The organism is Flavobacterium sp. ASW18X (assembly GCF_005144745.1).
Taxonomy (GTDB): Bacteria; Bacteroidota; Bacteroidia; order Flavobacteriales; family Flavobacteriaceae; genus Croceivirga.
In genome coordinates this window covers 25296-50531 of the sequence record NZ_SWKK01000008.1, presented here as the reverse complement: position 1 = coordinate 50531, position 25236 = coordinate 25296, and the positions used below count along the sequence as shown (strand labels likewise).

The 25236-nt window shown below is 37.6% G+C and carries 27 protein-coding genes; 17 read left to right on the top strand and 10 right to left on the bottom strand.

Going from position 1 to position 25236, the window contains the following annotated elements:
* Window positions 1-16 precede the first annotated feature (16 nt).
* Entirely contained in the window at window positions 17-1309 is a 1293-nt protein-coding gene (locus FBT53_RS05715) for an aminopeptidase P family protein (RefSeq protein WP_136950214.1), read from the top strand.
* Between the two features lie 32 nt (window positions 1310-1341).
* Here the strand turns inward: FBT53_RS05715 and brnQ are convergent, their stop codons facing one another.
* Window positions 1342-2616 (bottom strand): branched-chain amino acid transport system II carrier protein, encoded by a 1275-nt coding sequence (gene brnQ, locus FBT53_RS05710; protein WP_136950213.1) that lies wholly within the window; start codon window positions 2614-2616, stop codon window positions 1342-1344.
* A gap of 275 nt (window positions 2617-2891) precedes the next feature.
* Between brnQ and FBT53_RS05705 the strand changes: the two genes are divergently transcribed.
* Entirely contained in the window at window positions 2892-3164 is a 273-nt protein-coding gene (locus FBT53_RS05705; RefSeq protein WP_136950212.1) for a hypothetical protein, read from the top strand.
* On the opposite strand, the gene thiL is transcribed toward FBT53_RS05705, so the two are convergent.
* Window positions 3165-4205, bottom strand: coding sequence for a thiamine-phosphate kinase (gene thiL, locus FBT53_RS05700; protein ID WP_136950211.1), 1041 nt, complete (start codon window positions 4203-4205; stop codon window positions 3165-3167).
* A 200-nt stretch (window positions 4206-4405) separates the two neighbouring features.
* Here thiL and FBT53_RS05695 point away from each other — a divergent pair, with 200 nt between their 5' ends.
* The 11 genes from FBT53_RS05695 (at window position 4406) to FBT53_RS05645 (ending at window position 13503) form a co-directional block, all read left to right on the top strand.
* Window positions 4406-4735 carry an iron-sulfur cluster assembly accessory protein gene (locus tag FBT53_RS05695; RefSeq protein WP_136950210.1) on the top strand — a complete coding sequence of 110 codons (330 nt, stop codon included), beginning with the start codon at window positions 4406-4408 and terminating at the stop codon, window positions 4733-4735.
* Between the two features lie 38 nt (window positions 4736-4773).
* Complete coding sequence (sufB, locus tag FBT53_RS05690) at window positions 4774-6219, top strand: Fe-S cluster assembly protein SufB (RefSeq protein ID WP_136950209.1); 1446 nt, start codon at window positions 4774-4776, stop codon at window positions 6217-6219.
* Between the two features lie 15 nt (window positions 6220-6234).
* Window positions 6235-6987 carry a Fe-S cluster assembly ATPase SufC gene (gene sufC, locus FBT53_RS05685; RefSeq protein WP_010516158.1) on the top strand — a complete coding sequence of 251 codons (753 nt, stop codon included), beginning with the start codon at window positions 6235-6237 and terminating at the stop codon, window positions 6985-6987.
* 10 nt (window positions 6988-6997) lie between these two features.
* Complete coding sequence (gene sufD / locus FBT53_RS05680; RefSeq protein ID WP_010516156.1) at window positions 6998-8314, top strand: Fe-S cluster assembly protein SufD; 1317 nt, start codon at window positions 6998-7000, stop codon at window positions 8312-8314.
* Between the two features lie 14 nt (window positions 8315-8328).
* Entirely contained in the window at window positions 8329-9558 is a 1230-nt protein-coding gene (locus FBT53_RS05675) for an aminotransferase class V-fold PLP-dependent enzyme (protein WP_136950208.1), read from the top strand.
* A gap of 105 nt (window positions 9559-9663) precedes the next feature.
* Window positions 9664-10749, top strand: coding sequence for a zinc metalloprotease (locus tag FBT53_RS05670; RefSeq protein ID WP_136950207.1), 1086 nt, complete (start codon window positions 9664-9666; stop codon window positions 10747-10749).
* 64 nt (window positions 10750-10813) lie between these two features.
* Window positions 10814-11221: a hypothetical protein gene (locus FBT53_RS05665; RefSeq protein WP_136950206.1), complete on the top strand. Its 408-nt coding sequence runs from the start codon at window positions 10814-10816 to the stop codon at window positions 11219-11221.
* A gap of 42 nt (window positions 11222-11263) precedes the next feature.
* Window positions 11264-11686: a SufE family protein gene (locus FBT53_RS05660; protein ID WP_136950205.1), complete on the top strand. Its 423-nt coding sequence runs from the start codon at window positions 11264-11266 to the stop codon at window positions 11684-11686.
* The gene (locus FBT53_RS05655; RefSeq protein WP_136950204.1) at window positions 11683-12012 is read left to right on the top strand and encodes an SUF system Fe-S cluster assembly protein; all 330 of its coding nucleotides are present in this window, start codon (window positions 11683-11685) and stop codon (window positions 12010-12012) included. Before FBT53_RS05660 ends, FBT53_RS05655 begins: the two co-directional genes overlap by 4 nt.
* 11 nt (window positions 12013-12023) lie before the next feature.
* A complete protein-coding gene (locus FBT53_RS05650; protein WP_136950203.1) occupies window positions 12024-12530 on the top strand; it encodes a DUF2480 family protein in 507 nt (168 codons plus the stop codon).
* A gap of 67 nt (window positions 12531-12597) precedes the next feature.
* Window positions 12598-13503, top strand: coding sequence for a DUF3078 domain-containing protein (locus FBT53_RS05645; RefSeq protein ID WP_136950202.1), 906 nt, complete (start codon window positions 12598-12600; stop codon window positions 13501-13503).
* Between the two features lie 221 nt (window positions 13504-13724).
* Here the strand turns inward: FBT53_RS05645 and hflX are convergent, their stop codons facing one another.
* Window positions 13725-14954, bottom strand: coding sequence for a GTPase HflX (hflX, locus tag FBT53_RS05640; RefSeq protein WP_136950201.1), 1230 nt, complete (start codon window positions 14952-14954; stop codon window positions 13725-13727).
* A 106-nt stretch (window positions 14955-15060) separates the two neighbouring features.
* Between hflX and FBT53_RS05635 the strand changes: the two genes are divergently transcribed.
* Complete coding sequence (locus FBT53_RS05635) at window positions 15061-16002, top strand: endonuclease/exonuclease/phosphatase family protein (RefSeq protein WP_136950200.1); 942 nt, start codon at window positions 15061-15063, stop codon at window positions 16000-16002.
* 151 nt (window positions 16003-16153) lie between these two features.
* Window positions 16154-18346, top strand: coding sequence for a S8 family serine peptidase (locus FBT53_RS05630; RefSeq protein ID WP_136950199.1), 2193 nt, complete (start codon window positions 16154-16156; stop codon window positions 18344-18346).
* 134 nt (window positions 18347-18480) lie between these two features.
* Here the strand turns inward: FBT53_RS05630 and FBT53_RS05625 are convergent, their stop codons facing one another.
* The 4 genes from FBT53_RS05625 to FBT53_RS05610 form a co-directional block, all read right to left on the bottom strand.
* Complete coding sequence (locus tag FBT53_RS05625) at window positions 18481-19194, bottom strand: 3'-5' exonuclease (protein WP_136950198.1); 714 nt, start codon at window positions 19192-19194, stop codon at window positions 18481-18483.
* Between the two features lie 42 nt (window positions 19195-19236).
* Window positions 19237-19704: a methylated-DNA--[protein]-cysteine S-methyltransferase gene (locus FBT53_RS05620; protein WP_136950197.1), complete on the bottom strand. Its 468-nt coding sequence runs from the start codon at window positions 19702-19704 to the stop codon at window positions 19237-19239.
* On the bottom strand, window positions 19704-20816 hold the full coding sequence (locus tag FBT53_RS05615; protein ID WP_136950196.1) for a CNNM domain-containing protein: 1113 nt from the start codon (window positions 20814-20816) through the stop codon (window positions 19704-19706). Before FBT53_RS05615 ends, FBT53_RS05620 begins: the two co-directional genes overlap by 1 nt.
* A 115-nt stretch (window positions 20817-20931) precedes the next feature.
* On the bottom strand, window positions 20932-21912 hold the full coding sequence (locus FBT53_RS05610; RefSeq protein ID WP_136950195.1) for a YafY family protein: 981 nt from the start codon (window positions 21910-21912) through the stop codon (window positions 20932-20934).
* Window positions 21913-22075: 163 nt separating this feature from the next.
* Here FBT53_RS05610 and FBT53_RS05605 point away from each other — a divergent pair, with 163 nt between their 5' ends.
* Window positions 22076-22567: a DinB family protein gene (locus FBT53_RS05605; RefSeq protein WP_136950194.1), complete on the top strand. Its 492-nt coding sequence runs from the start codon at window positions 22076-22078 to the stop codon at window positions 22565-22567.
* Window positions 22557-22781 (top strand): hypothetical protein, encoded by a 225-nt coding sequence (locus tag FBT53_RS05600; RefSeq protein ID WP_136950193.1) that lies wholly within the window; start codon window positions 22557-22559, stop codon window positions 22779-22781. The genes FBT53_RS05605 and FBT53_RS05600 overlap by 11 nt, the downstream gene beginning before the upstream one ends.
* A gap of 3 nt (window positions 22782-22784) precedes the next feature.
* Here the strand turns inward: FBT53_RS05600 and hemB are convergent, their stop codons facing one another.
* The 3 genes from hemB to FBT53_RS05585 are packed head-to-tail and all read right to left on the bottom strand — an operon-like array spanning window position 22785 to window position 25211.
* On the bottom strand, window positions 22785-23774 hold the full coding sequence (hemB, locus tag FBT53_RS05595) for a porphobilinogen synthase (protein ID WP_136950192.1): 990 nt from the start codon (window positions 23772-23774) through the stop codon (window positions 22785-22787).
* Window positions 23775-23802: 28 nt separating this feature from the next.
* The gene (gene hemF / locus FBT53_RS05590) at window positions 23803-24726 is read right to left on the bottom strand and encodes an oxygen-dependent coproporphyrinogen oxidase (RefSeq protein ID WP_136950191.1); all 924 of its coding nucleotides are present in this window, start codon (window positions 24724-24726) and stop codon (window positions 23803-23805) included.
* Complete coding sequence (locus FBT53_RS05585; RefSeq protein ID WP_169630318.1) at window positions 24723-25211, bottom strand: hypothetical protein; 489 nt, start codon at window positions 25209-25211, stop codon at window positions 24723-24725. Before FBT53_RS05585 ends, hemF begins: the two co-directional genes overlap by 4 nt.
* Window positions 25212-25236 lie beyond the last annotated feature (25 nt).

Below are 25236 nucleotides of genomic sequence, written 5' to 3'. Positions count from 1 at the left end.
AAAAAACAGATTTTGTATGAAATATGACCCAATAGACAGTCAGTTATTTGTTAAGAATAGAAAGAAATTCATGCAGCGCATGAAAGCTAAAAGTATTGCAGTCTTTAATTCTAACGACATTTATCCCATAGGTGCCGATGCCACCATGCCGTTTGAACAAGACAGGGATTTGTTTTATTTGTCTGGGGCAGACCAAGAAGAAACCATATTAATACTTTTTCCGGATGCGTTAAATCCAAAGCATAGAGAGCTATTATTTGTAAGAGAAACCAATGCGCATATTGCGGTTTGGGAAGGGGCTAAGCTTACCAAGGAGGATGCAACACGTGTATCTGGTATACAAACAGTGTATTGGTTAAGTGATTTTGATAAGATTTTCTTTGATTTGATGACGGAGGCCGAAACTATTTATTTTAATACGAACGAACATTACCGGCAAGCCGTAGAAACACAAACTAGAGAAGACCGTTTTATCCGTAAATGCAAACAAAACTTTCCTGCGCATCAATGGGCAAAAAGCAACCCTATATTACAAGAAATTAGAGGCATTAAAGAGCCAGAAGAAATTGCGATTATGCAAATTGCTTGTAATATAACTGAAAAAGGTTTTAGACGTGTATTAGAGTTTGTTAAACCTGGTGTGTTTGAGTATGAGATTGAAGCCGAATTTTTACACGAATTTGTACGCAATAGAAGTAAGGGGTTTGCTTATACACCTATCATCGCCTCTGGTAATAATGCGAATGTGTTACATTACATAGAAAACAATCAAGAGTGTAAAGAAGGAGAGCTTATTTTGATGGATTTGGCTGCAGAATATGCCAATTATTCTAGTGATATGACCCGAACTATACCTGTGAGCGGGCGTTTTACGGCAAGACAGCGTGCGGTTTATGATGCCGTTTTACGGGTAAAAGAGCAGGCAACTAAAATGTTGGTTCCAGGCACCTTGTGGGCAGAATATCATAAAGAAGTTGGTAAAATAATGACGTCTGAATTATTGGGATTAGGTCTTTTAGACAAAGCCGCGGTACAAAACGAAGATCCAGATTGGCCCGCTTATAAGAAGTATTTTATGCACGGTACCAGTCACCATATCGGTCTAAACACGCATGATTATGGGGCTTTAAAAACACCAATGAAAGCCAATATGGTATTTACCGTAGAACCCGGTATTTATATTCCTGAAGAAGGTTTTGGTGTTCGTTTAGAGGATGATGTGGTTATCCAAGAAAGTGGTGAGCCTTTTAATCTAATGCAAAACATACCGTTAGCAGCTGAAGAGATAGAGGAATTGATGAATGCCTAGTTTCAGCCATTACATAGGATAAAATGGGCGCTTTATGCGCCTATTTTTTTGGTAGCATTGACTATTGCAAATACTAACATACAGGGTAATATCCAACCCATTTGAAATTTAGCCAAGGGTAACCAATCACTTGCTATATTGCCCAGCTGTGGATACCCAATGGTAGCAAGAAAATCGGGAGTGCTAAATAGAACAGCAGTTGCTGTAACCCATTTAAAAACTTTTGGGCTGCCAAGTGTATCTGGAACTACATTTAATAGTATTAGGATTATAGTCACGGGATAAATGAACATTAATGCAGGTACGGCGACTTTAATTATAAATTCCACGTTGAACTGGCCTACCAAAAGACCAATCAAGCAACAAAGCGCTACAGTCATTATATAAACAGATTGACTTTCATTACATCTTCCTTTCATAAAATCTGCGGTACCTGTAATAATTCCAACAGCCGTGGTAAAACAGGCGAGTGATACTAGCACACTTAAAAGCAAGGAGGCAATATTGCCTAACGTAATGATGCTAATTTCGGATAACAAGGCTGTTCGGTCCGTAATCCCAATAAACTCAGATTGTAAATGTGCTCCCGTATAAATTAATCCAGCATAGACTGCAAATAAACCCAAACCAGCAATAAGACCAGCTCTAGCAATGAGTTTCCTTTTGGACGCGGCATCTAATTGCTTAAAATCTAGGTTAACAGAGATTATAATAACACCACCTACAACTACTGCAGCAATAGCATCGAATGTTTGATATCCTTCTAAAAAACCAGTACTAAACCCATGCGCAACACTACTAGGAGCAAGAGCGCTATCAAAACCAACAATTGCACTAATAATAATTGCTGCCAAAATAAGTAAGATGGCTGGAGTAAGAAATTTGCCAATAATGCTTAGCACTTTAGAGCGATTTAAGGCAAATACAAATACCAATGCAAAGTAAATCGTACTTGTAAGCCATGAGGGACTATTAAAAAGTGGAGCAATAGCTATCTCATGGGTCACAGCCGCAGTACGTGGCGCAGGTAGTAAAATAGATATTAGATATATAAGGTAGGCATAAATTAAACTGAATGTTGGAGATACTTTTTTACCGACATCGAATAAGGTGCCTTGTAATCGGGCATGAGCCACAATGCCAAAGATGGGTACGACAACACCAGTAAGTACAAAACCCAAAGTTACTACCCACCAATCTATACCGGAGGTAAATCCTAAATAGGGGGGTAGAATAAGGTTGCCAGCACCAAAAAATAAAGAAAAGAGGGCGAAACCTACAAGTAAGGTGTCTTTTTTACGTAACATTAATCACTAATTATTTGTTAATAAGCGCTGTATTTGTATCTTGAAGCCCGCAACGGTTCGTCGATTATTTGCTGAATTTTGTCGAAAATATGCCTTTTATCGAAATTTTTGTAGAAAATACGATAAAACGTATACTAAACAGAAGGGGAGTGCCGTTGCATAAGTATGTTTACAGTTGATTTTCAGCTGTTTTCAATAATAAAGAACCAAACCTAATATTGTATAACCGCATTGTTAAGGCCCCAAGTCTAAACGTGCCATTTAAACCTTGATGTATGAAAGGAACCATTACCCCCGATGGCAATAAGCTTACTGGTATTTTCTGTCAATTTTTTGGGCATCATTTTGTTGTGTCTAAGAAAGTGACACATCATATTAAAGAATACCGTTGTATTCATTGTCAAAAACAAGTAACTACGGATGAACGTGGTAAACTGACCATTCTTACGGATAAAATGAGGGAGATAAATAAGACCCTAGAAGAAATGTACCAGAAAAGAAACCGTAGAGCGTCTAAAAAGCAAACAGAACGCAGACGGGTTGCCTAATTAAAACGAATTCCAGCCCTGTGCTTTTAATTCCATTTTTGCGCCAGAACGCGTAACTAGCTGTGCGCCCATACTTTTCTCTGTCATATGACCGATAACTGTAAGATTAGGATTGGCCTTTATCTTAGGAAAATCTTTTTGATTTATGGTAAACAATAACTCATAATCTTCTCCACCACTCAAAGCAATCATCGTGCTATCTATTTTAAACTCTTCAGAAGTGGCAATTACCGTGGGGTCTAAAGGAATTTTATCTTCATATAAATCACAACCAACATTGCTATTTTGACACAAATGCAAAATTTCAGAAGAAAGTCCGTCACTAATATCTATCATAGCGGTAGGTTTCACTTCTAATTTCGCTAGCAATTCAACAATATCTTTTCTAGCTTCAGGCTTTAATTGTCTTTCTACAATGTAACTGTAGGCATCTAAATCGGGCTGGTTTTGCGGATTCACTTTAAAAACCTCGTTTTCGCGCTCTAAAACTTGCAAACCAAGATAAGCGCCACCAATATCACCAGAAACAACAAGCAAATCGTTCTCTTTGGCTCCATTGCGGTACACCAGTTGTTCTTCTTGGGCTACGCCAATAGCTGTAACACTTATGAGCATTCCTTTTGTAGAAGATGTTGTGTCTCCGCCAATAAGGTCCACGCCATAAATTTTACAAGCTGTTGCTACACCAGCGTAAAATTCTTCCAAAGCTTCTAAGGGAAAACGGTTAGATACGGCCAAAGAAACTGTGATTTGGGTTGCTGTGGCATTCATAGCATAAATGTCAGACAGATTTACCATCACAGATTTGTATCCCAAATGCTTTAGTGGCATATAAGCCAAGTTAAAATGTACGCCCTCAATCAACAAATCTGTAGAAACTATAGTTTTTTGGTTTTTATGATTTAAAACAGCGGCATCATCACCAATTCCTTTAACACTAGATTCTTGTACTAGTTTAAAGTCTTTGGTTAAATGTGTTATTAGGCCAAATTCGCCCAACTGTTCTAAAGGTGTTCTTGATTGTTCTTTGTCTTCTAACATACTGCAAAAGTAGGATGAATTCTTTAAATACGATTTTTAATAATTCCCTAAAATAGGTATTCATACACGATGGCAATCGGTATAATCTGAATCATAGAAAACGCTTATGGAAATATTCGTTATAATAATGTTATGAATCCTGTTAAAATACGTCTTAACCACTATATTTGTAAGCTATTTATAATTAATCTAATTGTAACATGATCAAAGTATCAGATACTGCAAAGGCTAAAGTGGCCGCATTGATGTCAGAGGAAGGCTTTGAAGCTGGTTCGGACTACGTACGTGTTGGAGTAAAGAGTGGAGGTTGTAGTGGATTGTCCTATGAACTTAATTTTGACAACACCGTAGGAGAAACCGATAAAGTGTTTGAAGATAATGACATAAAAATTGTGGTGGATAAAAAGAGTTTTTTATACTTGGTTGGCACCACTTTGGAATATTCAGGAGGTTTGAATGGTAAAGGTTTTGTTTTTAACAATCCTAATGCCCAGAGAACCTGTGGTTGTGGTGAAAGCTTTTCACTTTAAATCCAGATAAATACCAAAAAGAGAACAGTAAGATTGTTATGGCGTATACAGAAGAGGAATTAAAAAAAGAATTAGAAACCAAGGAGTATGAATATGGTTTCTATACAGACATAGAATCTGAAACCTTTCCTAAGGGGTTGAATGAGGAAGTTGTTGTTGCGCTTTCTAAAAAGAAGAATGAGCCTGAGTGGATGACCCAATGGCGTTTAGAAGCTTTTAAAATCTGGAAAGAGATGGACGAGCCAGAATGGGCAAACGTGCATTATGAAAAACCAGATTTTCAAGACATATCATACTACTCTGCACCAAACAAGAAGCCAAGGTACGAAAGTCTAGATGAGGTAGATCCAGAATTGCTAGACACGTTTAAGCGATTGGGTATCTCATTAGATGAGCAAAAAAAATTAGCCGGTGTTGCAGTAGATGTAGTTATGGATTCTGTTTCCGTGGCTACAACGTTTAAAAAGACATTAGCAGAAAAAGGAATTATATTTTGTTCTATTTCTGAAGCCATACAGGAGCACCCAGAATTGGTAAGAAAACACATAGGTTCCGTTGTGCCGCAAAAAGATAACTTTTATGCCGCATTAAACTCTGCCGTTTTTTCTGATGGTAGTTTCTGTTACATTCCAAAGGGCGTGCGTTGCCCAATGGAATTATCTACCTATTTTAGAATTAACCAAGCAGGTACAGGCCAGTTTGAGCGTACTTTGGTGGTTGCTGACGAAGGAAGTTATGTGAGTTATTTAGAAGGATGTACTGCTCCTTCTAGAGATGAAAATCAACTGCACGCTGCCGTTGTAGAGCTTATTGCACTAGACGATGCAGAAATTAAATATAGTACGGTACAAAACTGGTTCCCCGGAGATAAAGAGGGTAAAGGTGGTGTGTTCAACTTTGTGACCAAAAGAGGGCTTTGTGAGAAAAACGCAAAAATATCTTGGACACAGGTAGAAACAGGTTCTGCGGTAACATGGAAGTATCCATCATGTATTCTAAAAGGCGATAATTCAATCGGGGAGTTTTATTCCATAGCCGTAACCAACAACTATCAGCAAGCAGATACCGGCACTAAAATGGTTCACTTGGGTAAAAACACCAAGAGTACTATAATCTCTAAAGGTATTTCTGCCGGTAAATCCCAGAATAGTTACCGTGGTTTGGTACAAATAAACAGTAGGGCAGAAAATGCGCGTAACTTTTCGCAGTGCGATTCTTTGTTGATGGGTAATGAGTGTGGGGCGCATACCTTTCCTTATATAGAAACCAAAAACAAATCGGCACAAATAGAGCACGAGGCCACGACCAGTAAAATTGGCGAAGACCAAATTTTCTATTGCAACCAACGTGGTATAGACACAGAAAAGGCAATTGCACTTATTGTTAATGGCTTTAGTAAAGAGGTGTTGAACAAATTACCAATGGAGTTTGCTGTGGAGGCACAGAAGTTATTAGAAATTAGTTTAGAAGGATCAGTAGGATAAAAATAAAAAGCAAGAATGTTAACAATTAAAGATTTACACGCAAGTGTAGAAGATAAAGCCATTTTAAAGGGTATTAACCTAGACGTTAAACCAGGAGAGGTACATGCCATCATGGGGCCAAACGGTTCTGGTAAAAGTACTTTGGCTTCCGTAATTGCTGGTAATGAAAATTTTGAAGTAGAAAAAGGAAGTATCGTTTTAGATGGTGAAGATTTAGAAGATGCCTCTCCAGAAGAAAGAGCACATAAAGGTGTCTTTCTTTCTTTTCAATATCCTGTTGAAATCCCAGGTGTATCAGTAACCAACTTCATGAAAACGGCAATCAACGAGTCAAGAAAGGCACGTGGTTTAGAAGACATGCCTGCTAATGAAATGTTGAAACTGATTCGCGAAAAATCAGAATTGCTAGAGATAGACCGTAAATTCTTATCTCGTTCCCTTAACGAAGGCTTCTCTGGAGGTGAGAAAAAGCGTAACGAGATTTTTCAAATGGCCATGTTAGAACCTAAGTTGGCTATCTTGGATGAGACTGACTCTGGTTTGGATATTGATGCCTTGCGTATTGTAGCCAATGGGGTTAACAAATTAAAAAGCAAAGACAACGCCATTGTGGTAATTACCCACTATCAGCGTTTGTTAGACTATATAGTTCCAGATTATGTGCACGTATTGTACAATGGTAAAATTGTAAAGTCTGGTGGTAAAGAACTAGCCATGGAGCTAGAAGAAAAAGGTTACGACTGGATCAAACAAGAAGAAACGGTATAAGCAGTAGAAGATGGAGTTGAAAGATAAATTGATTTCTTCTTTTTTGGCCTTTGAAAACCAGGTAGACCTTGACCACCCTGTACATGAGGTGCGTTCCGAGGCTATTAAGAATTTTGAAGCAAAAGGTTTTCCTAGCAAAAAGGAAGAAGCGTGGAAATACACCTCGCTAAAGAGTATAGAAAAGGTAGACTTCAGCATTTTTCCAAAAGAAACCAATGCATTGGAGTACAAAGATGTAAAGAAGTTCTTTTTACACGAAATAGACACGTATAAAATTGTATTTGTAGACGGCGTGTATTCGTCTTACTTATCAGAAACCACACATGATGGTGTGGATGTTTGTTTGATGAGTGCTGCGTTTAGTAAGCCAATGTACAAAGAGGTTATAGAAAAATACTTTAACAAGGTAGCGTCTAAAGACGAATCATTAACCACCTTGAATACAGCGTTTAGTAGGGAAGGAGCATACATTTACATACCTAAAAGTAAGGCCCCTAGAAAACCTATTCAAATTTTGCACTTGGCTACGGGTAACGAAGCCGCTTTAATGTTGCAACCAAGAAATTTGATTGTAGTAGAAGAAAATGCAGAAGTGCAAATTATAGAGCGTCACCAAAGTTTAACCACAAATGAGGTATTTACCAATGCGGTAACCGAAATTTTTGCGGCTAAGGATGCTCGTGTAGATTATTACAAAGTACAGAACGATGCGCCTACCGCATCTTTGGTAGACAATACCTATATAGACCAAAAAACCAATAGTCAAGTACGTGTACATACCTTCTCTTTTGGAGGTAAACTAACCCGTAATAACTTGAATTATTACCAGAACGGTGAGCATATAGACTCTACCCTTAAGGGAGTAACCATTTTGGGCGAAAAGCAACACGTAGATCATTACACTTTGGTACACCATGCGCAGCCTAATTGCGAAAGCCACCAAGATTATAAAGGTATTTATGGGGATAGTTCTACTGGTGTTTTCAACGGAAAAATTATTGTAGATAAAATTGCACAGAAGACCAATGCGTTTCAGCAAAACAACAATATTCTTATATCCGATAAAGCAACGGTAAATACCAAACCTCAGTTAGAGATTTTTGCAGATGATGTAAAGTGTTCTCACGGTTGTACCATAGGTCAATTAGACGAGGATGCCTTATTTTATTTGCAATCTAGAGGTATTCCTAAAAAAGAGGCTAGAGCTTTAATGATGTATGCTTTTGCTAATAATGTATTGGAAAGTGTGCGTATACCAGAATTGAAAGTTAGAATCAACAAGCTTATTGCCAGCAAGCTGGGAGTAAACCTTGGGTTTGATTTATAGGATAAAAGTTTTATATGACAGAAGTGGATTTTGATGTAGCACAAATACGCAAAGATTTTCCAATTTTAAATAGGGAAGTCAACGGTAAGCCATTGGTCTATTTGGACAATGCTGCTACCTCACAAACACCGCAACAGGTCATAAATGCGATAGTAGACTATTACCAAAATTACAATGCAAATATTCACCGTGGCGTCCATGCGTTATCGCAAGAGGCCACGGATAAATATGAGCAAGCAAGACAAAAAATTCAGCAGCATTTTAATGCCGCCAAAGCCCACGAAATTATATTCACATCGGGCACCACTCATGGAATAAACTTAGTAGCAAACGGTTTTTCTTCTTTGTTACAAAAGGGAGATGAGGTATTGGTTTCTGCCATGGAGCACCACAGTAATATTGTGCCCTGGCAAATGCTTTGTGAACGTACGGGAGCTATTCTTAAGGTAATTCCGATGAACGAGCAGGGTGAGTTGGTAATGGAAACCTATCATAATTTACTCTCTCGTAAAACAAAATTGGTTTTTTGTAACCATATTTCCAATGCCTTGGGAACCATAAACCCTATTGAAGAAATTATAACGGCGGCACATAACGTTGGTGCGGCTGTATTAATAGATGGAGCACAGGCTGCCCCGCATATTAAAGCAGATGTACAAGCTTTAGATGTAGATTTTTATGTGGTTTCTGCTCATAAAATATGTGGACCCACAGGGGTAGGTATGCTGTACGGTAAAGAAGAATGGTTAAAAAAGCTACCTCCGTACCAAGGCGGTGGCGAAATGATAGCAGAGGTTACCTTTGAAAAAACTACCTACGCAGAATTACCACATAAATTTGAGGCAGGTACACCCAATATTTGTGGTGGTATTGCCTTTGGCGCCGCTTTAGATTATATGAATACCATAGGTTTTGAAGCAATAGCGGACTATGAGCATCAACTATTAGATTATGCTACCACAGAATTGTCCAAGATAGATGGGTTAAAAATTTATGGTACAGCACAGAATAAAACTTCGGTAATTTCTTTTAATATAGAAGGTGTTCACCCATATGATATTGGTACCATTCTTGATAAATTGGGTATTGCCGTACGTACGGGACATCATTGTGCCCAACCCATAATGGATTTTTACAAAATTCCTGGCACGGTAAGAGCAAGCTTTTGTTTTTACAATACCAAAGAAGAGGTAGATGCGCTTGTAGCCGGTGTAGAACGCGCTAAGAGTATGTTGGTTGGATAACAACTTTGTTTCAATATTTCATATTTATTTTAACAAAACATTGGGATAATGTTAATTATTTGTATCTTCTGCAGCAAATAATAACCATTATATACCCATTAATTTATGAAAAAGACGATTTTAACATTGTCTGCAATGGCAGTTGTCCTTTACTCCTGTGAAAAGGAGCAATCCCCCGAAAGTGATGTTTTAGCTACGCAAGAAGTTCAAGTAGATATGAGCGACTTCTTTGTGTATACAGATGATGTTGAATCAGAAACCAACAGCGCGGGTAAAGGAAATGCTGGTAAAAATTGCTCCACTATGAAAGTGTTGAACCAGAAGCTTAAGAGCAATCCTGGTTTAGAGCAAAAAATGTATAATATTGAAAAGCACACCAGGCAATATCTTGCTGCCAAAAAAGGTAATGGTAACGGCAACGGTGGTGGTGGCAACGGCGGAGGAGGTGATACTCCCGTTGAAGATAACCTAGGCACTATTACCATTCCAGTAATTGTTCACGTCTTGTACAACAATGCCAGTCAGAACATTTCAGATGCTCAAATTGCTTCGCAAATCGCCGTACTAAATGACGATTTTAGCGCTACCAACAACGACATTAACCAAGTACCTTCCTTGTTTAGTCCAGTAGTTGCAGATTCAGATATCCAGTTTACTTTGGATCAGGTTATCAGAAAACAAACCTCCCAGACTTCTTTTGGAACAAGTGATGCTATTAAGTTTGATGCACAAGGCGGTTCCAATGTGGTAACACCAAGCACACATTTAAATATTTGGGTAGGTAATATTGGTGGTGGTATCTTAGGATACGCGCAATTTCCTGGGGGTAGCTCCTCTACGGATGGAGTGGTGGTTTCGCCACAATACTTTGGAACAACCGGTACGGCAACAGCTCCTTTTGATGGTGGTAGAACCACTACTCATGAAGTGGGTCATTGGTTAAACCTTAGACATATCTGGGGAGACGGCAGATGTAATAGAGACGATTTTGTATCTGATACACCATCTTCTGACCGTCCTAATTACGGATGTCCAAGTTTTCCAACTACCCACTGTAGAACAACAGACATGACTATGAACTATATGGATTATGTAGATGATGAATGTATGTACATGTTTAGTAATGGACAAAAAGAACGTATGAGAGCACTTTTTGCTGCTGGCGGTGCCAGAGAAGCTATGCTACCATAACCCAATACATTAAAATAATCAAAGGCATCTACCAACGTAGATGCCTTTTTTGTTAGCTTTAACTATGAAAACATGTATTGCTATTTTAACCCTTTTGATGCTACAACAAAATTGTAATCAGAACCCTACTTGGAATTTAAATTACAGGGCAGAAAGTCGCGGTTTTTACAAAGAATTGGTTTGTGATGGAACAACCCTAAAACATAGAAGTACAAGACAAGGAACATTTAAAACCCTAAATTTAAAGGCAGAAGAGCAGGAATCTCTAGTGATGGCACTAAAAGCGATTGACCTTAAGAACATTTCAGAACCAGACCAAAGTAAATCTATGGTAGATGCCGCCGCTTTGGCAAGTTTTGAATTATTGATTGAAGGGGTGGTCTATTCATACGAATTTGACCATGGTCACCCACCCAAAGAACTAGAAGAATTGATGACTAGGCTCTTAACACTTTCTGAAAAAGTTGAGTAAGGGATTAAAATCCACTAATTTTGTACACAAATTGCAAACTACATGACCATACAGGCCATACAAGAAGAAATTATAGACGAGTTCAGCATGTTCGATGACTGGATGCAGCGTTATGAATACATGATAGAGTTGGGTAAATCCCTCCCCTTAATAGATGAGCAATATAAAACCGATGACAACATCATAAAAGGTTGCCAAAGTAAGGTTTGGGTACACGCTGAGTTAGAAGATGAAAGATTGCTTTTTACGGCAGATAGTGATGCTATCATCACCAAAGGAATCATTGCCCTTTTAATTAGAGTCTTTAGCAATCAAAAGCCTAAAGATATTATGGAGGCAGATACCCAATTTATAGATGAAATTGGACTTAAAGAACATTTATCACCCACAAGGGCCAATGGATTGGTGAGCATGATCAAACAGATGAAATTGTATGCCGTGGCCTATCAAACACAAATAAAATGAGCGAAGAAACAACACTAGATACAGCAGAATTGGGAGAGAAAATCGTATTGGTTTTAAAAACCATTTATGACCCAGAAATTCCAGTAGATATATATGAATTAGGACTTATTTATGATGTTTTGGTAAACGAAGATCATGAGGTTAAGATTCTAATGACCTTAACATCTCCTAACTGCCCGGTAGCGGAAAGTTTACCTGCAGAAGTAGAAGAAAAGGTAAAGTCTATTGATGAAATCAAAGATGCTGAGGTAGAAATTACTTTTGACCCGCCTTGGACGCAAGATTTGATGAGCGAAGAAGCTAAACTGGAACTGGGCTTACTGTAAGCATCAAATAAATGGCAGAAGAAATAGTAAATAGGGTTGCCCAAAGCAAGCTGCAAGTCTTTGATTTAGAAGATTACTATCCTGTAGGGAAAAGAGTTGTTTTAGACATAAAAGATTGGCTTTGGCAAGAACTCATCCTTAAGGAAAAAGACTTTAGAATTCTAGCAGACACCCATGATTGGCAGCAATACAAAGATACCTATGTAGCCCTAAATTGTAGTACAGATGCTATAGTTCCAAGTTGGGCGTACATGCTTTTGGTGAGCAAACTACAACCGTATGCTAAGCAAGTAGTTGTGGGTTCTTTAGAAGATTTAGAAACCAGCTTGTATCAAACTATTCTATCTAATTTAGATGTAAGTACATTTCAAGATAAACCAGTAATTATAAAAGGTTGTAGCCATAAACCTGTACCACAAAATGCGTATCTGCAAGCCATGTTAAAGATACAGCCTGTGGCTAAGAGTGTTATGTACGGAGAAGCCTGTTCTGCGGTGCCTTTGTACAAGAAAAAGTAATTTTCCTTGTAAGGCAAGTGTGACTATTCTTACTTTTGCGTTTCTAAAAATATAAACACAAATCATTATGAAAAAAATACTTTTCGCCGTTCTTACGGTTGCTGGAGTTTGGATGGGCCAAGCACAGACAGAAGAAGAGTTAAAGGCAACACTAGCCGAAAAGAAAGATTCTATTGCTGCTATACAAGGTAGAGCAGATGCTTTACAGGCACAGATAGATGCATTACCGGGTTGGAAAACTGGCGCTTTTGGTACCATAGGTGGTAGTTTGTCCAATTTCAATAATTGGTTTGCACAGGGTGCACCAAACAACAGTTCTGGTAATATAGCCATTACAGGTAACGCATTTGCTAACTTAAAAGAAGATAAGTTTTTCTGGAACAACTCTTTAAACCTTAACCTTGGTTGGGTTAAGTTAGACAACAAAGATATTGATACAGATTCTGAAGACTTTGAAGCTCTGACAGATGTATTTCAAGTAACTTCTTTATACGGTAGAAAATTAAGTGAGAAATTTGCTATATCTGCTTTAGGTGAGTATAGAACAACATTGTTGAATAATTTTAATGACCCAGGTTATTTAGATTTAGGGGTTGGTGCTACTTGGACTCCTATTACTAATATGGTTGTAGTAATACACCCATTGAACTATAACTTCGTTTTTGCTGATAATGATTCTGTATTTGAATCTTCTTTAGGTGCTAAAATTGTAGCTGACTATACACGTAAAATTGGAGCTATAGGTTTTAAGTCTAATTTGTCTGCTTTCTTAAGTTATGAAACTAGTGATTTAAGTAACTGGACTTGGATTAACAATTTCTCGTACACCCTTTGGAAAGGTATTGGAGTAGGTTTTGATTTTGGTCTTCGTAACAGTAGACAGGAAGCTGCTAATTTTCAAGGTGTAGCTTTAGGTGAAGCTGATAACGAATTACAGACTTTTTACACCGTAGGTCTTAGTTACTCTTTCTAAGCTGCCTAGGATATAAAATAAAAAAAGCCCGAACATTTGTTCGGGCTTTTTTTGATTGGATAGGTTAGTTCATACTATTTTGTTGGTGTTAGTAATAACCTTGGGGCTAGCTATTAATAACACTGCTAATGTAGTGCAGGGTTCCGTTGCCCAAAATTTTTTGATGCCAACCTTATTTTTTTTGTGGTTTAGCGTTTTATTAAATTTTTCTGACAGAAAAACTATTCTTCCTCAGTTTGGGAGTATTCATCAAGGTTTTCTGGATATAGAAAGTTATTGTAAGGAAAACGTGTTACGTGTATGTCCCTTACTTCTCTATAAACGCGGTGTCTAAACTGGTCTAAATTTTCTTTATTCAGAGCAGAGATGAACAAAGCATTGTCTCCAATTTTATTAAACCATGTCTTTTGCCATTCATCTAGGGTAAAATGGGCAGATGTTTTTTCAGTCTCTAAATCATCTTCCTCAATTACTTCGGGTACGTACTGGTCTATTTTATTAAAAACCATAATGGTTTCCTTGTCCGTACTGTCAATTTCATCTAAAATTTGATTTACAGATGCAATATGCTCTTCAAAGTTGGGATGAGAGATATCTACTACGTGTAGTAATAAGTCTGCTTCTCTAACTTCGTCTAAAGTACTTTTAAAGCTTTCTACCAATTGGGTAGGCAGTTTGCGGATGAACCCAACAGTATCACTTAATAAAAAAGGAAGGTTTCCTAAAACCACCTTTCTAACCGTAGTGTCCAAAGTGGCAAACAGCTTATTCTCTGCAAATACATCACTTTTGCTAATTACGTTCATTAAGGTAGACTTACCTACGTTGGTGTAGCCTACCAGGGCTACACGGACTAAAGCGCCACGGTTGCCTCTTTGCGTTTCCATCTGGCGGTCTATCTTTGAAAGCTTCTTTTTAAGTAAAGCAATACGGTCTCTAACAATACGTCTATCCGTTTCAATCTCTGTTTCACCAGGTCCACGCATACCAATTCCACCACGTTGGCGTTCTAAGTGCGTCCATAAACCAGTAAGTCTAGGCAAAAGATATTCATATTGTGCTAGTTCTACCTGTGTACGGGCATAACTGGTCTTTGCACGTTGCGCAAAAATATCTAGGATAAGGCTGGTTCTATCCATTACCTTACACTTTAATAATTTTTCTATATTATTCTGTTGAGCAGGGGTAAGCTCATCATCAAAAATTACAGAACTTATATCGTTTTCTTTAACATAGGCATGTACCTCTTCCATCTTACCTGTACCTATATAGGTTTTAGGATTGGGTATATCCATCTTTTGCACAAAGCGTTTGGTAACTTCTCCGCCAGCAGTGTAAGTTAAGAATTCCAGTTCGTCTAGATATTCTTCTACTTTTTCAGCATTTTGTAATTGATTGATGACACCAACCAAAACAGCCTTTTCATATTCAATAGACTTCTTTTCAATCATATATAAAGCAAAATGCAAAGCTACATAATGTTTCCGTTCTGTTTTTGTAATTTGCCTCTTCTACTTAATCCGTATGTAAGTTTTTGTAGCGCTATTCTAAAAAATTATGGAAAACCAACATGTAATTGCTTTTTACAACCTTGAAAATTTGTTTGATACCGTGGACGACCCACATATATTAGACGATGATTTTACCAAAAAAGGCTTTAAAAAATGGAAGAATAAGCGTTACCTAGCCAAAACTAGAAAATTAGCTAAGGCGATTTCTAAGATTGGGGAAGATGACGGTCTTGCGCCACCAGTACTAGTTGGCGTGGCAGAAATAGAAAACAAAAGAGTAGTAGAACGATTGTTAGGAGAAGACGCTTTAAAGAATTTGGATTACGGATATGTGCACTATGATTCTCCTGATGAGAGAGGCATAGACACGGCATTATTCTACAGAAAAGATAATTTTGAGGTTTTAAGCAGCGAAACCATTCCCCTTCTAATTAATAGCCTTAATGGTGAGCGCGATTTTACTCGGGATATTCTTTATGTGCACGGAAAGTTGAACGGTGAAGCTCTACATATTTTTGTAAATCATTGGCCTTCTCGTAGAGACGGAGCTAAGCTAACTGCCTATAAACGCATTGCCGCTGCCCATACTATTATAGAGAAATTAGAACAAATTAGACAGGTGGAAGGCGAACCCAATGTACTAGTTATGGGCGATTTTAATGATGATCCTAATTCTGATAGTATTAAAACATTAATGAAAACGGGTTGGTTCATTAATCCCATGGAAAAATTACTTTCTCCAGATTTGGGGAGTGCTAATTATAAAGGAAAATGGAGTTTGTTTGACCAGATTATTGTATCTCATTCTTTTTTAAATCACGAACCAAATACCCATAGCTTTTCTAAGGCAAAGATTTTTGCGCCACATTTTTTAAAAGAATGGAAAGGTAAATACAAAGGAACCCCATTCCGTACGTTTGGCGGTAAACGCTATTTAGGAGGATATAGCGATCACTTTCCGGTTTATCTGGTTTTGAAAAAGAACTAAGCATAAGAGAAAATTCTTACAACACTTTTGCTGTTTTTCACAACAACTTATCTATTATAAGCGTGTATTTCATCGAAATAATTGTGCGTTTTATCGACGTATAGATGAGTTTGATATATGTTTGTAGTCCAAATCTTACTTACCTACTACTATGGATTACAAGGGATTATACTCATCAGTAAAAATAGCAATGGCTACATTAGGCATTTTTATTTGTTTTACCAGTAGCGCGCAAACTGCGGAAAAGCTTGTTACTATTAAGGCTAGTACCAATGTACAGGCGTTACAAAACTTGGCTACTTCTTTTACTAAGGAGCACAGTTTAACGGCACAAAAAATGGCAATGTTTAAGATGAAAGGTGCAGATGGAAAAACTTTTACGGATGAGAATGGTTCTGTTGTAGGTTTAGCAGATATAGGTGAGGATGGTACTCCACTTTTTTATACCACACATGCAGATTTAACCAGTAAAGTGTCTAGAGCTGATGCTTTATATGCAGAGGGTTTTTTTAATGCGGGTATTACTGGAGAAGGTATGACAGTTGGGGTTTGGGATTCTGGTATCGCATTAAAAAGCCACACTGAATATAGTGGTAGAGTATTAAATGCAGATAATAGTGATGTAATAGACAACCACGCAACTATGGTTACAGGTACGTTAATCTCTTCTGGTGTTAATAATAAAGCAAAAGGTGTTGCCTACGGAGCACAGGCGTTAACACATAATTGGACAAGAGATAAGGTAGAGGTTGCAGAGGCGGCTGCAGAAGGATTGTTACTTTCTAACCATTCTTACGGCATAACTACAAGTGCAGTTCCAGATTGGTATTTTGGGGCATACATTAAAATTGCTCAAGACTGGGATAAGATAATGTATAATGCACCTTATTATTTAATGGTGGCTGCAGCAGGTAATGCCCAAAACTCTTTTGATAATGCAACTCCTAATTTTGGTAGAACTCAAGATGGTTTTGATTTGCTTGTAGGTTTTACTACCGCAAAAAATAACTTAGTAGTGGCTGGTGTAGATGCACGAATAGACGCAGATGGTAATGTTAAAAAAGCTAATGTAAGTGGGTATAGTAGTTTTGGCCCTACGGACGATGGAAGAATAAAACCGGACATCTCTGGTGATGGCACATCTATCTACACTACAGGTTCTGCAAACAATACCAATTATAGAACTGCTATGGGTACATCTATGGCGGCTCCAGGTGTTACTGGTTCCTTATTGTTATTACAACAATACCATGAAGAGTTAGAAGGAAATTATATGAAAGCTGCTACCCTTAAAGGGTTGGCATTACATACGGCAGATGACATTGCCAATCCGGGACCTGATTATAAAATGGGTTGGGGTCTAATTAATACAAAAAGAGCTGCAGAAGTTATACGTAGCAAAGATTTTAGTTCAGAAATAAGAGAGATTAAATTAACTAATGGTGAAACGGTAGAATTTGATGTAACCGCCAACGGTGTGGAACCTTTAGAAGTTTCAATTTCTTGGACAGACCCAGAGAGTGGCGTGGTAAATAGAGGTACAGTAAATGATATGAAAGCTGCTTTGGTTAACGATTTGGATATCCGTGTAACGAAAGGAAGCAATACCTACTTTCCTTGGAAATTAAATCCTGCACAAGCAAGTGCAGATGCTACCAAAGGCGATAATAAAGTAGACCCATTTGAAAAAATACAAGTAAACGATGCAGAAGGTGTTTACACGATAACAATTAGTCATAAGGGCGAATTGTATAATGGTTCTCAAGATGTGAGTGTTATCGTTTCTGGAATCAAATTAACAGACTGCCAGTTGGTAGCACCAGAAAACGTAAGCTTACTTAAAGCGAATGCCACTAGTGCTTCAATTAAATGGGATGCATTATCTACCGATAATTTGTACGAAGTGCAGTTTAAAAGTGAGAACATCAATACTTGGACAACCGTAACCACGTGGGATGGAGAAATTGTTTTAGAAGATTTAACCGTAGGTAATAATTATCAGGTAAAAGTGCAATCCGTTTGCACTGCTAATTTAAGTTCTGGGTACTCAGAAGAGTTCAATTTTACTTTTAATGGCGAAGAAACTTCCGTTGTAGCAAACCCAGTGCAAACTAATGCTGAATTAAGTTTAAAAGTTTTTCCAAATCCTGCAGTAAACTATTTACAAATAGATGCAGATGTATCTACAGATGCTCAGTTTTCTATCATAAATATGGCTGGGGGTACCATAAAAAACGGAAAAGCTAAAGGTGATATAGATGTGTCTAATTTGGAATCTGGCTTGTACATTATTACGGTGATGGACTATAGCGGAATCAAAAGCACAAAATTTTATAAAAGTTAATAACCATGTCTTGCGATAGTAGTAGCAGTTAATCGGTTAGCGTCTAAGGTCCCCCTAAACACTTTAATGTGTACTCCTTAACTAATTAGATTAACAAGTAATCCCCCTGAAAAGCCCTATGAAAATGGGGCTTTTTATATTCTTTTTATTTGATGTTCTTCTAACACATCTTGGCACCTAAGCTTTAAGAATACTTGTGCTGTAGTAACTACGTCTAGCTCACAATAGGTAATAATTCGGTCTATATCATTTTCTTCATAAAACACCCCACGTACCATGCTGCCATCCATATCTTCTTTTGGGGATGGTATTCCCAAAACGTTCGCCATGAGTTTTAAAGAAGTGTAGTGTTTATAGTCGCCAAACTTCCAAAGCTCCATGGTATCTAAATGGGGTACTTCCCATGGCTTTTTGCCAAATAAATCTAGTTTGTATGGTAAGGAAATTTGATGAATTAGCATTCGCCTTGCGATATAAGGAAAATCGAACTCCTTGCCATTATGCGCACATAACACATGCCTAGCCTGGTTAAAATGGTCGTTTAAAAGGTTTTTAAATTCTTTTAGGAGTTTGGCTTCATCACCATGAAAACTAGTAACTCTAAACGTTGGTTCTTCTCCTTTAAGCACAAAATAGCCCACAGAAATACATACAATCTTACCAAATTCAGCCCAAATGCCGGCGCGTTCATAAAATTCTTCTGGAGTAATTTCTTCTTTACGTTGGTAAGCAGTCTTGTGTGCCCATAGTTCTTGTTTTTCCTCACTTAAGGTGGTAAACTTTGCCTCCTCTGGTACAGTTTCTATATCTAAAAATAGAATGTGGTCTAAAGGTAGTTTGTTCAGCATAAACTACAAGGTACAAAATTTAACGGTTAAGAATATATTGCCTTAAAACAGTTTTCCTTGCTTAACCGGACTTTCATGGTCTAACAACCATTTTTTACGAGACAAACCTCCTGCATAACCTGTAAGTTCACCATTGCTCCCAATTACGCGGTGGCAAGGAACAACAATCCATAAGGGATTTTTGCCATTTGCAGCTGCTACTGCCCTAATAGCTTTTACATCACCTAAAGTTTTAGACAGTTCTAGATAACTGGTTGTGGTGCCATAAGGAATCTTTAACAAGGCTTGCCATACTTTTTTTTGAAATGCAGTGCCTTGCGGATTTAGTTTAAGGTCAAAAGTAGTTCTAGACCCTTCAAAATAAGCCAAAACCTGATTGGCAGCTTCTTGTAATACGGTTGGTATTACAGTAACGGTAGCTGTATCTAAAACTTTAACTGCAGCCAAACCTTGTTCGTCGCCCTTAAACTCAGCGTAACCTATAGGAGTTTTTATTACGGCAGTTTCCATTATTGTGGCGCAGGTTCAGAACCTTCTTTGGGTTCTGGGTCTTGTAGCGGAACATCTATTATGCCCAAACGTTTTGCACGACTTTCCCAATTTTTACGAGCTAGCAATTGTAGGTTCTCTACATTATCACTTTCGTCCATAATTTCTAGCCCTAATAGTGTTTCTATAACGTCTTCCATGGTTACTAAACCACTAACAGAACCGTACTCATCTACTACCAAGGATATGTGTTCATTCTTTTCCACAAATTTTTCAAACAATTGTGGAATAGGTTTATTTCTATTGGTGACTAATATTTCTCTTTTTAAGGAACCAAGGGTTTTATCTCCTTCCTTATTTACAATACTTTCTAGTAATTCATCTTTTAAGAAAAATCCTGTAATATTGTCCATACGGTCTTTATACACAGGTATTCTAGAAAATTGTAGGGGTTTATTCTTATGGTAAAATTCCTCAATAGTAGTATCCTCAGAGGCAATTTTCATTACCGTTCTGGGAGTCATTACATCTTTGGCTTGTATCTCGTCAAAAGTGAGCAGATTACGAATTACCTTAGATTCAGATTCTTGAAATACACCCTCCTCTTCTGCAATATCTGTCATAGCTGTAAAGTCTTCTCTACTCAACACACTACCGTGTGCTCCTTTTTTTCCTATAAGCTTTGTAAATAATTGTAAAATCCAAAGTAAACCAGTCCACTTCATAATAAACACCATTATAGTTAGTGTTTTTGCTGTGAAATTGGCCAAGCCTTTCCAATAGGTAGCTCCTATAGTTTTAGGAATGATTTCTGAGGCTACTAATATTAATATGGTCATAACAGCAGAGATGATAAAAACCCCATAACCTCCTTCTGCACCATAAAGAACCTCCGCTTGCCCACCCACCAAAATTGCGCCAACGGTATGTGCGATAGTATTGAGTGTTAAGATGGCGATAAGTGGCTTGTCTATATCTTTTTTATGTTCTTCTAACGTAGTGGCATAATCTTTACCTTCTTGCTTTTTAACGTTAAGAAAGGTGGGCGTTATACTAAGCAAAACCGCCTCTAAAATGGAGCATAAAAAGGAAAAGAAAATTGATATTAGGGCGTAAAATATGAGTAATCCCATTATAGTCTATGTTGTTAATGATTTTCTGTAAGCGGAAAGTTATAAAAAACATCTTGTATTTGGTCGCTAAATTTAATTAACTACCGTTTCTTTTTAAGTGCGCTTGCTTTTATGGTTAATACAGTGGGGGTTCTGTTAAGCGATGTTCGGGCTGTAATGCTTTTAGTTGAGCATACAATATTTCTGTAAGTCGTTTTTTAAGATGCTCAGGCTCTAGCACGCGAGCATAATCCCCAATAGACAAATACCACCGTGCAAAATTATGATATACATCTGCTACCATAAATGTCATTACAATGCCTTCTGTTGTTTTTTCTTCACTTACCCAACCATGGTTCTTTTTACTTCCTAAGAATTTAGCCACTATTGGACTTACGCAAATACGAACTTTGGTTAATGGAAGTTCTTCTTGTTTTCTCAATTCTTCTAATGATGGATGTGTTTTGGAAAAGGGAATACCCGTTCTTTTTATGTTTTGTATACGATCTGTGCGGAATTGTCTATAGTCTTTTCTTAATTGGCAAAAGGCTAAAATATACCAAAAGTTATTTTCGTTAAATATTCCGACGGGTTCAATAATACGATTTATAGCATCTTCTATTTTTAAAGAGGTATAGCTTAGGTGTACTTGGTGTTGAGTCGCAATACCTTCTAAGATGATTTCTAGGGCATCTGGAACCTTAGCATTGAATAATTCATGAGAAGGAGCATAGCTAATTTGGTTTTCTAAGGCTTCTACCCAGTCTTTGTCTTTGCCTCTTAAAACAGATTTTAATTTGAATAAAGCAGATTCATAATGGGCGCCTAGAGATTTGTCTGTTAGTTGTTGCATTAATTTTTGTGCAGCCACAAAGCTGGCTGCCTCTTCTTTGGTGAACATAATGGGAGGCAATCGGTAGCCATCCATAATGCTATAGCCAACTCCTGCCTCACTTAAAATGGGTACGCCAGCCTCTTCTAAAGACCTTATATCTCTATATATGGTGCGTAGTGTAACTTGAAAACGTTCTGCCAGTTCTTGGGCTTTTACAATCCGCTTGGATTGTAGTTGTATTAATATGGCAACAATACGATCAAAACGTTTTACGGGTTCCATTGGTTATAAATTGGTGGTGTATTGTAAAGATACTAGAATCTGTTTTTTACAAAATATTACAAGCTAGATCTAAAAAATGAAAATCTGTATTTACTACTGACAAAGGGCTGTCACTAAGGGGTTTTAGTTTTGACCTATGAAAATCTAAAACACCAGAAAACTTATGGAAACATCAACAAAAACAACCACAAATACGGTATTGACACCTGCTCAGTTATTGGCACATTGGCAAGGACATAGAGGCTTAACTAGACGCGTAATAGAGACTTTTCCAGAAAACGAATTATTTAGCTACAGCATTGGCGGAATGAGACCTTTTGCAGCAATGGTAGAAGAGCTTTTAGGTATTGCAGCTCCTGGTATTCAAGAGATTGTAGAAAAGAAAACCGTAGAATTAAAGGAAAAGCTGAATCATGAGAATAGTAAAGAAAAATTGTTGGCTTTCTGGGATGATACAACTGCTAAAATTAATGCCTATTGGAGCACCATGGATAACGTGGATTATAATAGGGTATATTTAAGCTTTGGTACTTATGAAGGGACAGTGCAATCTGCTATTTTTTACTTTATAGATAATGAGATTCATCATAGAGCACAAGCTTATGTTTACTTACGTAGTTTAGGAATAGAACCACCCCATTTTTATGAGCGATAAAGTGGAGGTTTTGGTATTCAAAACTACGGTACGCAAAAGGCGCAACATTAGATTTGTTGCGCCTTATCTAAATCGATTGATAAAGCCACAAGGTTGTTGGAATTTTGACCTTGAGGATTGCGATAATATTTTGCGTGTAGAAACTACTTTTGCGAATGTGGATGCAATAGAAAATACACTTAAAGAATTGGGCTTCTTTTGTAGTGAACTCTAGTAGTTAGCTTATTAGCTTTACCGCATCTTTAGCAAAATAACTGGCTATAATATCTGCACCGGCACGTTTAATTGCTGTTAGCTGCTCTAACATCACAGCATCATGGTTAAGCCATCCTTTTTCTGCAGCGGCTTTAAGCATGGCATATTCACCTGAAACTTGATATACTGCTACGGGTACTTCTACTGCATCTTTAATATCTCTTACAATGTCCAAATAACATAAACCTGGTTTTACCATAACAATGTCTGCCCCCTCATCGATATCCATTTCGGTTTCTTTAATGGCTTCCCTACGATTAGCTGGGTCCATTTGGTAGGTCTGTTTGTCTTTAGGAACATCTTTAATAGCAACGGGTGCGGAGTCTAAAGCATCTCTAAAAGGTCCATAAAAAGCACTCGCATATTTGGCGGAGTAGCTCATAATACCAGTATCGGTATAGCCTTCGTCCTCTAAGGCCTCTCTTAAAGTTAAAATGCGACCATCCATCATATCACTTGGTGCAACAATATCCGCACCAGCTTGGGCATGACTTACGCTCATCTCTGCCAATACCTCGGTTGTTTCATCATTCAGAATTTTGCCTTCTGCCACAATACCGTCATGTCCATAACAAGAATAGGGGTCCAATGCTACATCTGTCATAACCAACATATCTGGACATGCATTTTTTACGGTCTTAATAGCACGTTGCATTAAACCTTCAGGATTTAAAGCTTCTGTTCCTTTATTGTCTTTTAAATTATCGGGTACTTTAACAAACAATAAAACGGCACATAGTCCCATTTGCCATAAATCTTTTACTTCTTTTTCTAAAAGGTCCAAGCTAAAGCGATAGTAGTTGGGCATAGAAGTGATTTCCTCTTTTACATTTTTACCTTCCACTACAAAAAGGGGAACAAGAAAATCGTTCGGTGTAATATACGTTTCGCGAACTAGTCTGCGTATAGCTTCGTTTTGTCTTAGTCTTCTATTTCTTATAAGTGGAAACATAGTTTGTACTTTCAATAATTAATAGGATTTATACATTAGATGTGTTAACCCAATCTCTTGGATGTTGCAATACTTTAATGAGGCGTTCTTCTTCACTTCCTTTTTCTGGGGCGTGGTCATATACCCATTGTACGTGTGGAGGCAAACTCATGAGAATACTTTCTATTCTACCATTGGTTTTAAGGCCAAAAAGGGTGCCTTTATCATGCACCAAATTAAACTCAACATAACGCCCCCTACGTATTTCTTGCCAATTTCTATGGTCATTATTATAGGGGGTATTCAACCGTTTTGTAACAATTGGTATATAGGCATCTAAGAAACTATTGCCAACTTCAGATACAAAATTATACCAATCGTTCATTTTCATATTTTCACTGGCTTTGCAATAATCAAAAAACAAACCTCCTACACCACGTGCTTCATTTCTGTGTGTATTCCAAAAATAAGAATCGCAACGTTCTTTATATTTTTGGTAAAATTCTGGATGATGTGCATCGCATGCTTTTTTGCAGATAGTATGGAAGTGTGCTGCATCTTCATCAAACAAATAATATGGTGTTAAATCCTGTCCGCCACCAAACCATTGGTCAACAATGTTACCGTCTTTGTCGTACATTTCAAAATAACGCCAGTTGGCATGAACGGTCGGTACAAAAGGGTTTTTTGGATGTAATACTAAACTCAGCCCGCAGGCAAAAAAATCTGCATCTTTAACCCCAAAATAGTTTTGCATAGATTCTGGTAATGCCCCATGAACTGCAGAAATATTTACCCCGCCTTTTTCAAAAACAGCTCCGTTTTCTATAACACGAGTTCTACCCCCGCCGCCTTCTGGTCTTTCCCAAATATCTTGCTTAAATTTTGCCTTGCCATCAACTGCTTCTAGTGCGGTAGTGATGTTATCTTGTAAGCTTTGTATGTAGTGGTAAAATTTATCTTTTAGTGTCATTTTACAATATGTACCATTTGGTTTTTAATATTTTTTATCTCTGGAACGCTTTTAATAAATACAGATTGCTCTGCTAAAATTCTGCACTTTTCTGCCGCTTGTTCTAAAGACAAATTAGGATGCGATTTAAATAACAAACGTCCAATTTTGTTGTTATGTAAATCCATGGCTCTCGGCAAATCTCTATTCGGAAAGGCTTTTTCATGCCAGTCTGTTATCCATTTACTGTACTGCAATGAGTGCTCTATCGTATACGATTTATTGTAGCAGTTTTTAGCAATACAATAGTTCCAATAAGCATGTCTAAACGCGTTAGCCTTACCGTTTAGATGATGAGCTTTTCCGTACCATTGGTCTGCGGTCTGCATGCAAACTTTCGTGGCGCTAAGCGTGGGTAAAATTGCCATAGGATAACGTAGCCCGATTTTTATTAACAACCAAAATGAGGAAAGCGAAACTCGTTTTAGAATTTTAAGCGGTTGCATCGTCTTAACCTCATTTTAAATTATA

Bases quoted from the DNA above. Each gene is read 5' to 3' on its own strand.
- FBT53_RS05645 (WP_136950202.1), top strand. From the start codon at position 12,598: ATGAAAAAAATACTTTTCGCCGTTCTTACGGTTGCTGGAGTTTGGATG.
- hemF (WP_136950191.1), bottom strand. From the start codon at position 24,726: ATGACACTAAAAGATAAATTTTACCACTACATACAAAGCTTACAAGAT.
- FBT53_RS05600 (WP_136950193.1), top strand. From the start codon at position 22,557: ATGAGCGATAAAGTGGAGGTTTTGGTATTCAAAACTACGGTACGCAAA.
- FBT53_RS05715 (WP_136950214.1), top strand. From the start codon at position 17: ATGAAATATGACCCAATAGACAGTCAGTTATTTGTTAAGAATAGAAAG.
- thiL (WP_136950211.1), bottom strand. From the start codon at position 4,205: ATGTTAGAAGACAAAGAACAATCAAGAACACCTTTAGAACAGTTGGGC.
- FBT53_RS05675 (WP_136950208.1), top strand. From the start codon at position 8,329: ATGACAGAAGTGGATTTTGATGTAGCACAAATACGCAAAGATTTTCCA.
- FBT53_RS05660 (WP_136950205.1), top strand. From the start codon at position 11,264: ATGACCATACAGGCCATACAAGAAGAAATTATAGACGAGTTCAGCATG.
- FBT53_RS05705 (WP_136950212.1), top strand. From the start codon at position 2,892: ATGAAAGGAACCATTACCCCCGATGGCAATAAGCTTACTGGTATTTTC.
- FBT53_RS05630 (WP_136950199.1), top strand. From the start codon at position 16,154: ATGGATTACAAGGGATTATACTCATCAGTAAAAATAGCAATGGCTACA.
- sufC (WP_010516158.1), top strand. From the start codon at position 6,235: ATGTTAACAATTAAAGATTTACACGCAAGTGTAGAAGATAAAGCCATT.
- FBT53_RS05615 (WP_136950196.1), bottom strand. From the start codon at position 20,816: ATGGGATTACTCATATTTTACGCCCTAATATCAATTTTCTTTTCCTTT.
- FBT53_RS05610 (WP_136950195.1), bottom strand. From the start codon at position 21,912: ATGGAACCCGTAAAACGTTTTGATCGTATTGTTGCCATATTAATACAA.
- hemB (WP_136950192.1), bottom strand. From the start codon at position 23,774: ATGTTTCCACTTATAAGAAATAGAAGACTAAGACAAAACGAAGCTATA.
- sufB (WP_136950209.1), top strand. From the start codon at position 4,774: ATGGCGTATACAGAAGAGGAATTAAAAAAAGAATTAGAAACCAAGGAG.
- sufD (WP_010516156.1), top strand. From the start codon at position 6,998: ATGGAGTTGAAAGATAAATTGATTTCTTCTTTTTTGGCCTTTGAAAAC.
- FBT53_RS05670 (WP_136950207.1), top strand. From the start codon at position 9,664: ATGAAAAAGACGATTTTAACATTGTCTGCAATGGCAGTTGTCCTTTAC.
- FBT53_RS05605 (WP_136950194.1), top strand. From the start codon at position 22,076: ATGGAAACATCAACAAAAACAACCACAAATACGGTATTGACACCTGCT.
- FBT53_RS05585 (WP_169630318.1), bottom strand. From the start codon at position 25,211: ATGCAACCGCTTAAAATTCTAAAACGAGTTTCGCTTTCCTCATTTTGG.
- FBT53_RS05650 (WP_136950203.1), top strand. From the start codon at position 12,024: ATGGCAGAAGAAATAGTAAATAGGGTTGCCCAAAGCAAGCTGCAAGTC.
- hflX (WP_136950201.1), bottom strand. From the start codon at position 14,954: ATGATTGAAAAGAAGTCTATTGAATATGAAAAGGCTGTTTTGGTTGGT.
- FBT53_RS05625 (WP_136950198.1), bottom strand. From the start codon at position 19,194: ATGCTGAACAAACTACCTTTAGACCACATTCTATTTTTAGATATAGAA.
- FBT53_RS05665 (WP_136950206.1), top strand. From the start codon at position 10,814: ATGAAAACATGTATTGCTATTTTAACCCTTTTGATGCTACAACAAAAT.
- brnQ (WP_136950213.1), bottom strand. From the start codon at position 2,616: ATGTTACGTAAAAAAGACACCTTACTTGTAGGTTTCGCCCTCTTTTCT.
- FBT53_RS05635 (WP_136950200.1), top strand. From the start codon at position 15,061: ATGGAAAACCAACATGTAATTGCTTTTTACAACCTTGAAAATTTGTTT.
- FBT53_RS05620 (WP_136950197.1), bottom strand. From the start codon at position 19,704: ATGGAAACTGCCGTAATAAAAACTCCTATAGGTTACGCTGAGTTTAAG.
- FBT53_RS05695 (WP_136950210.1), top strand. From the start codon at position 4,406: ATGATCAAAGTATCAGATACTGCAAAGGCTAAAGTGGCCGCATTGATG.
- FBT53_RS05655 (WP_136950204.1), top strand. From the start codon at position 11,683: ATGAGCGAAGAAACAACACTAGATACAGCAGAATTGGGAGAGAAAATC.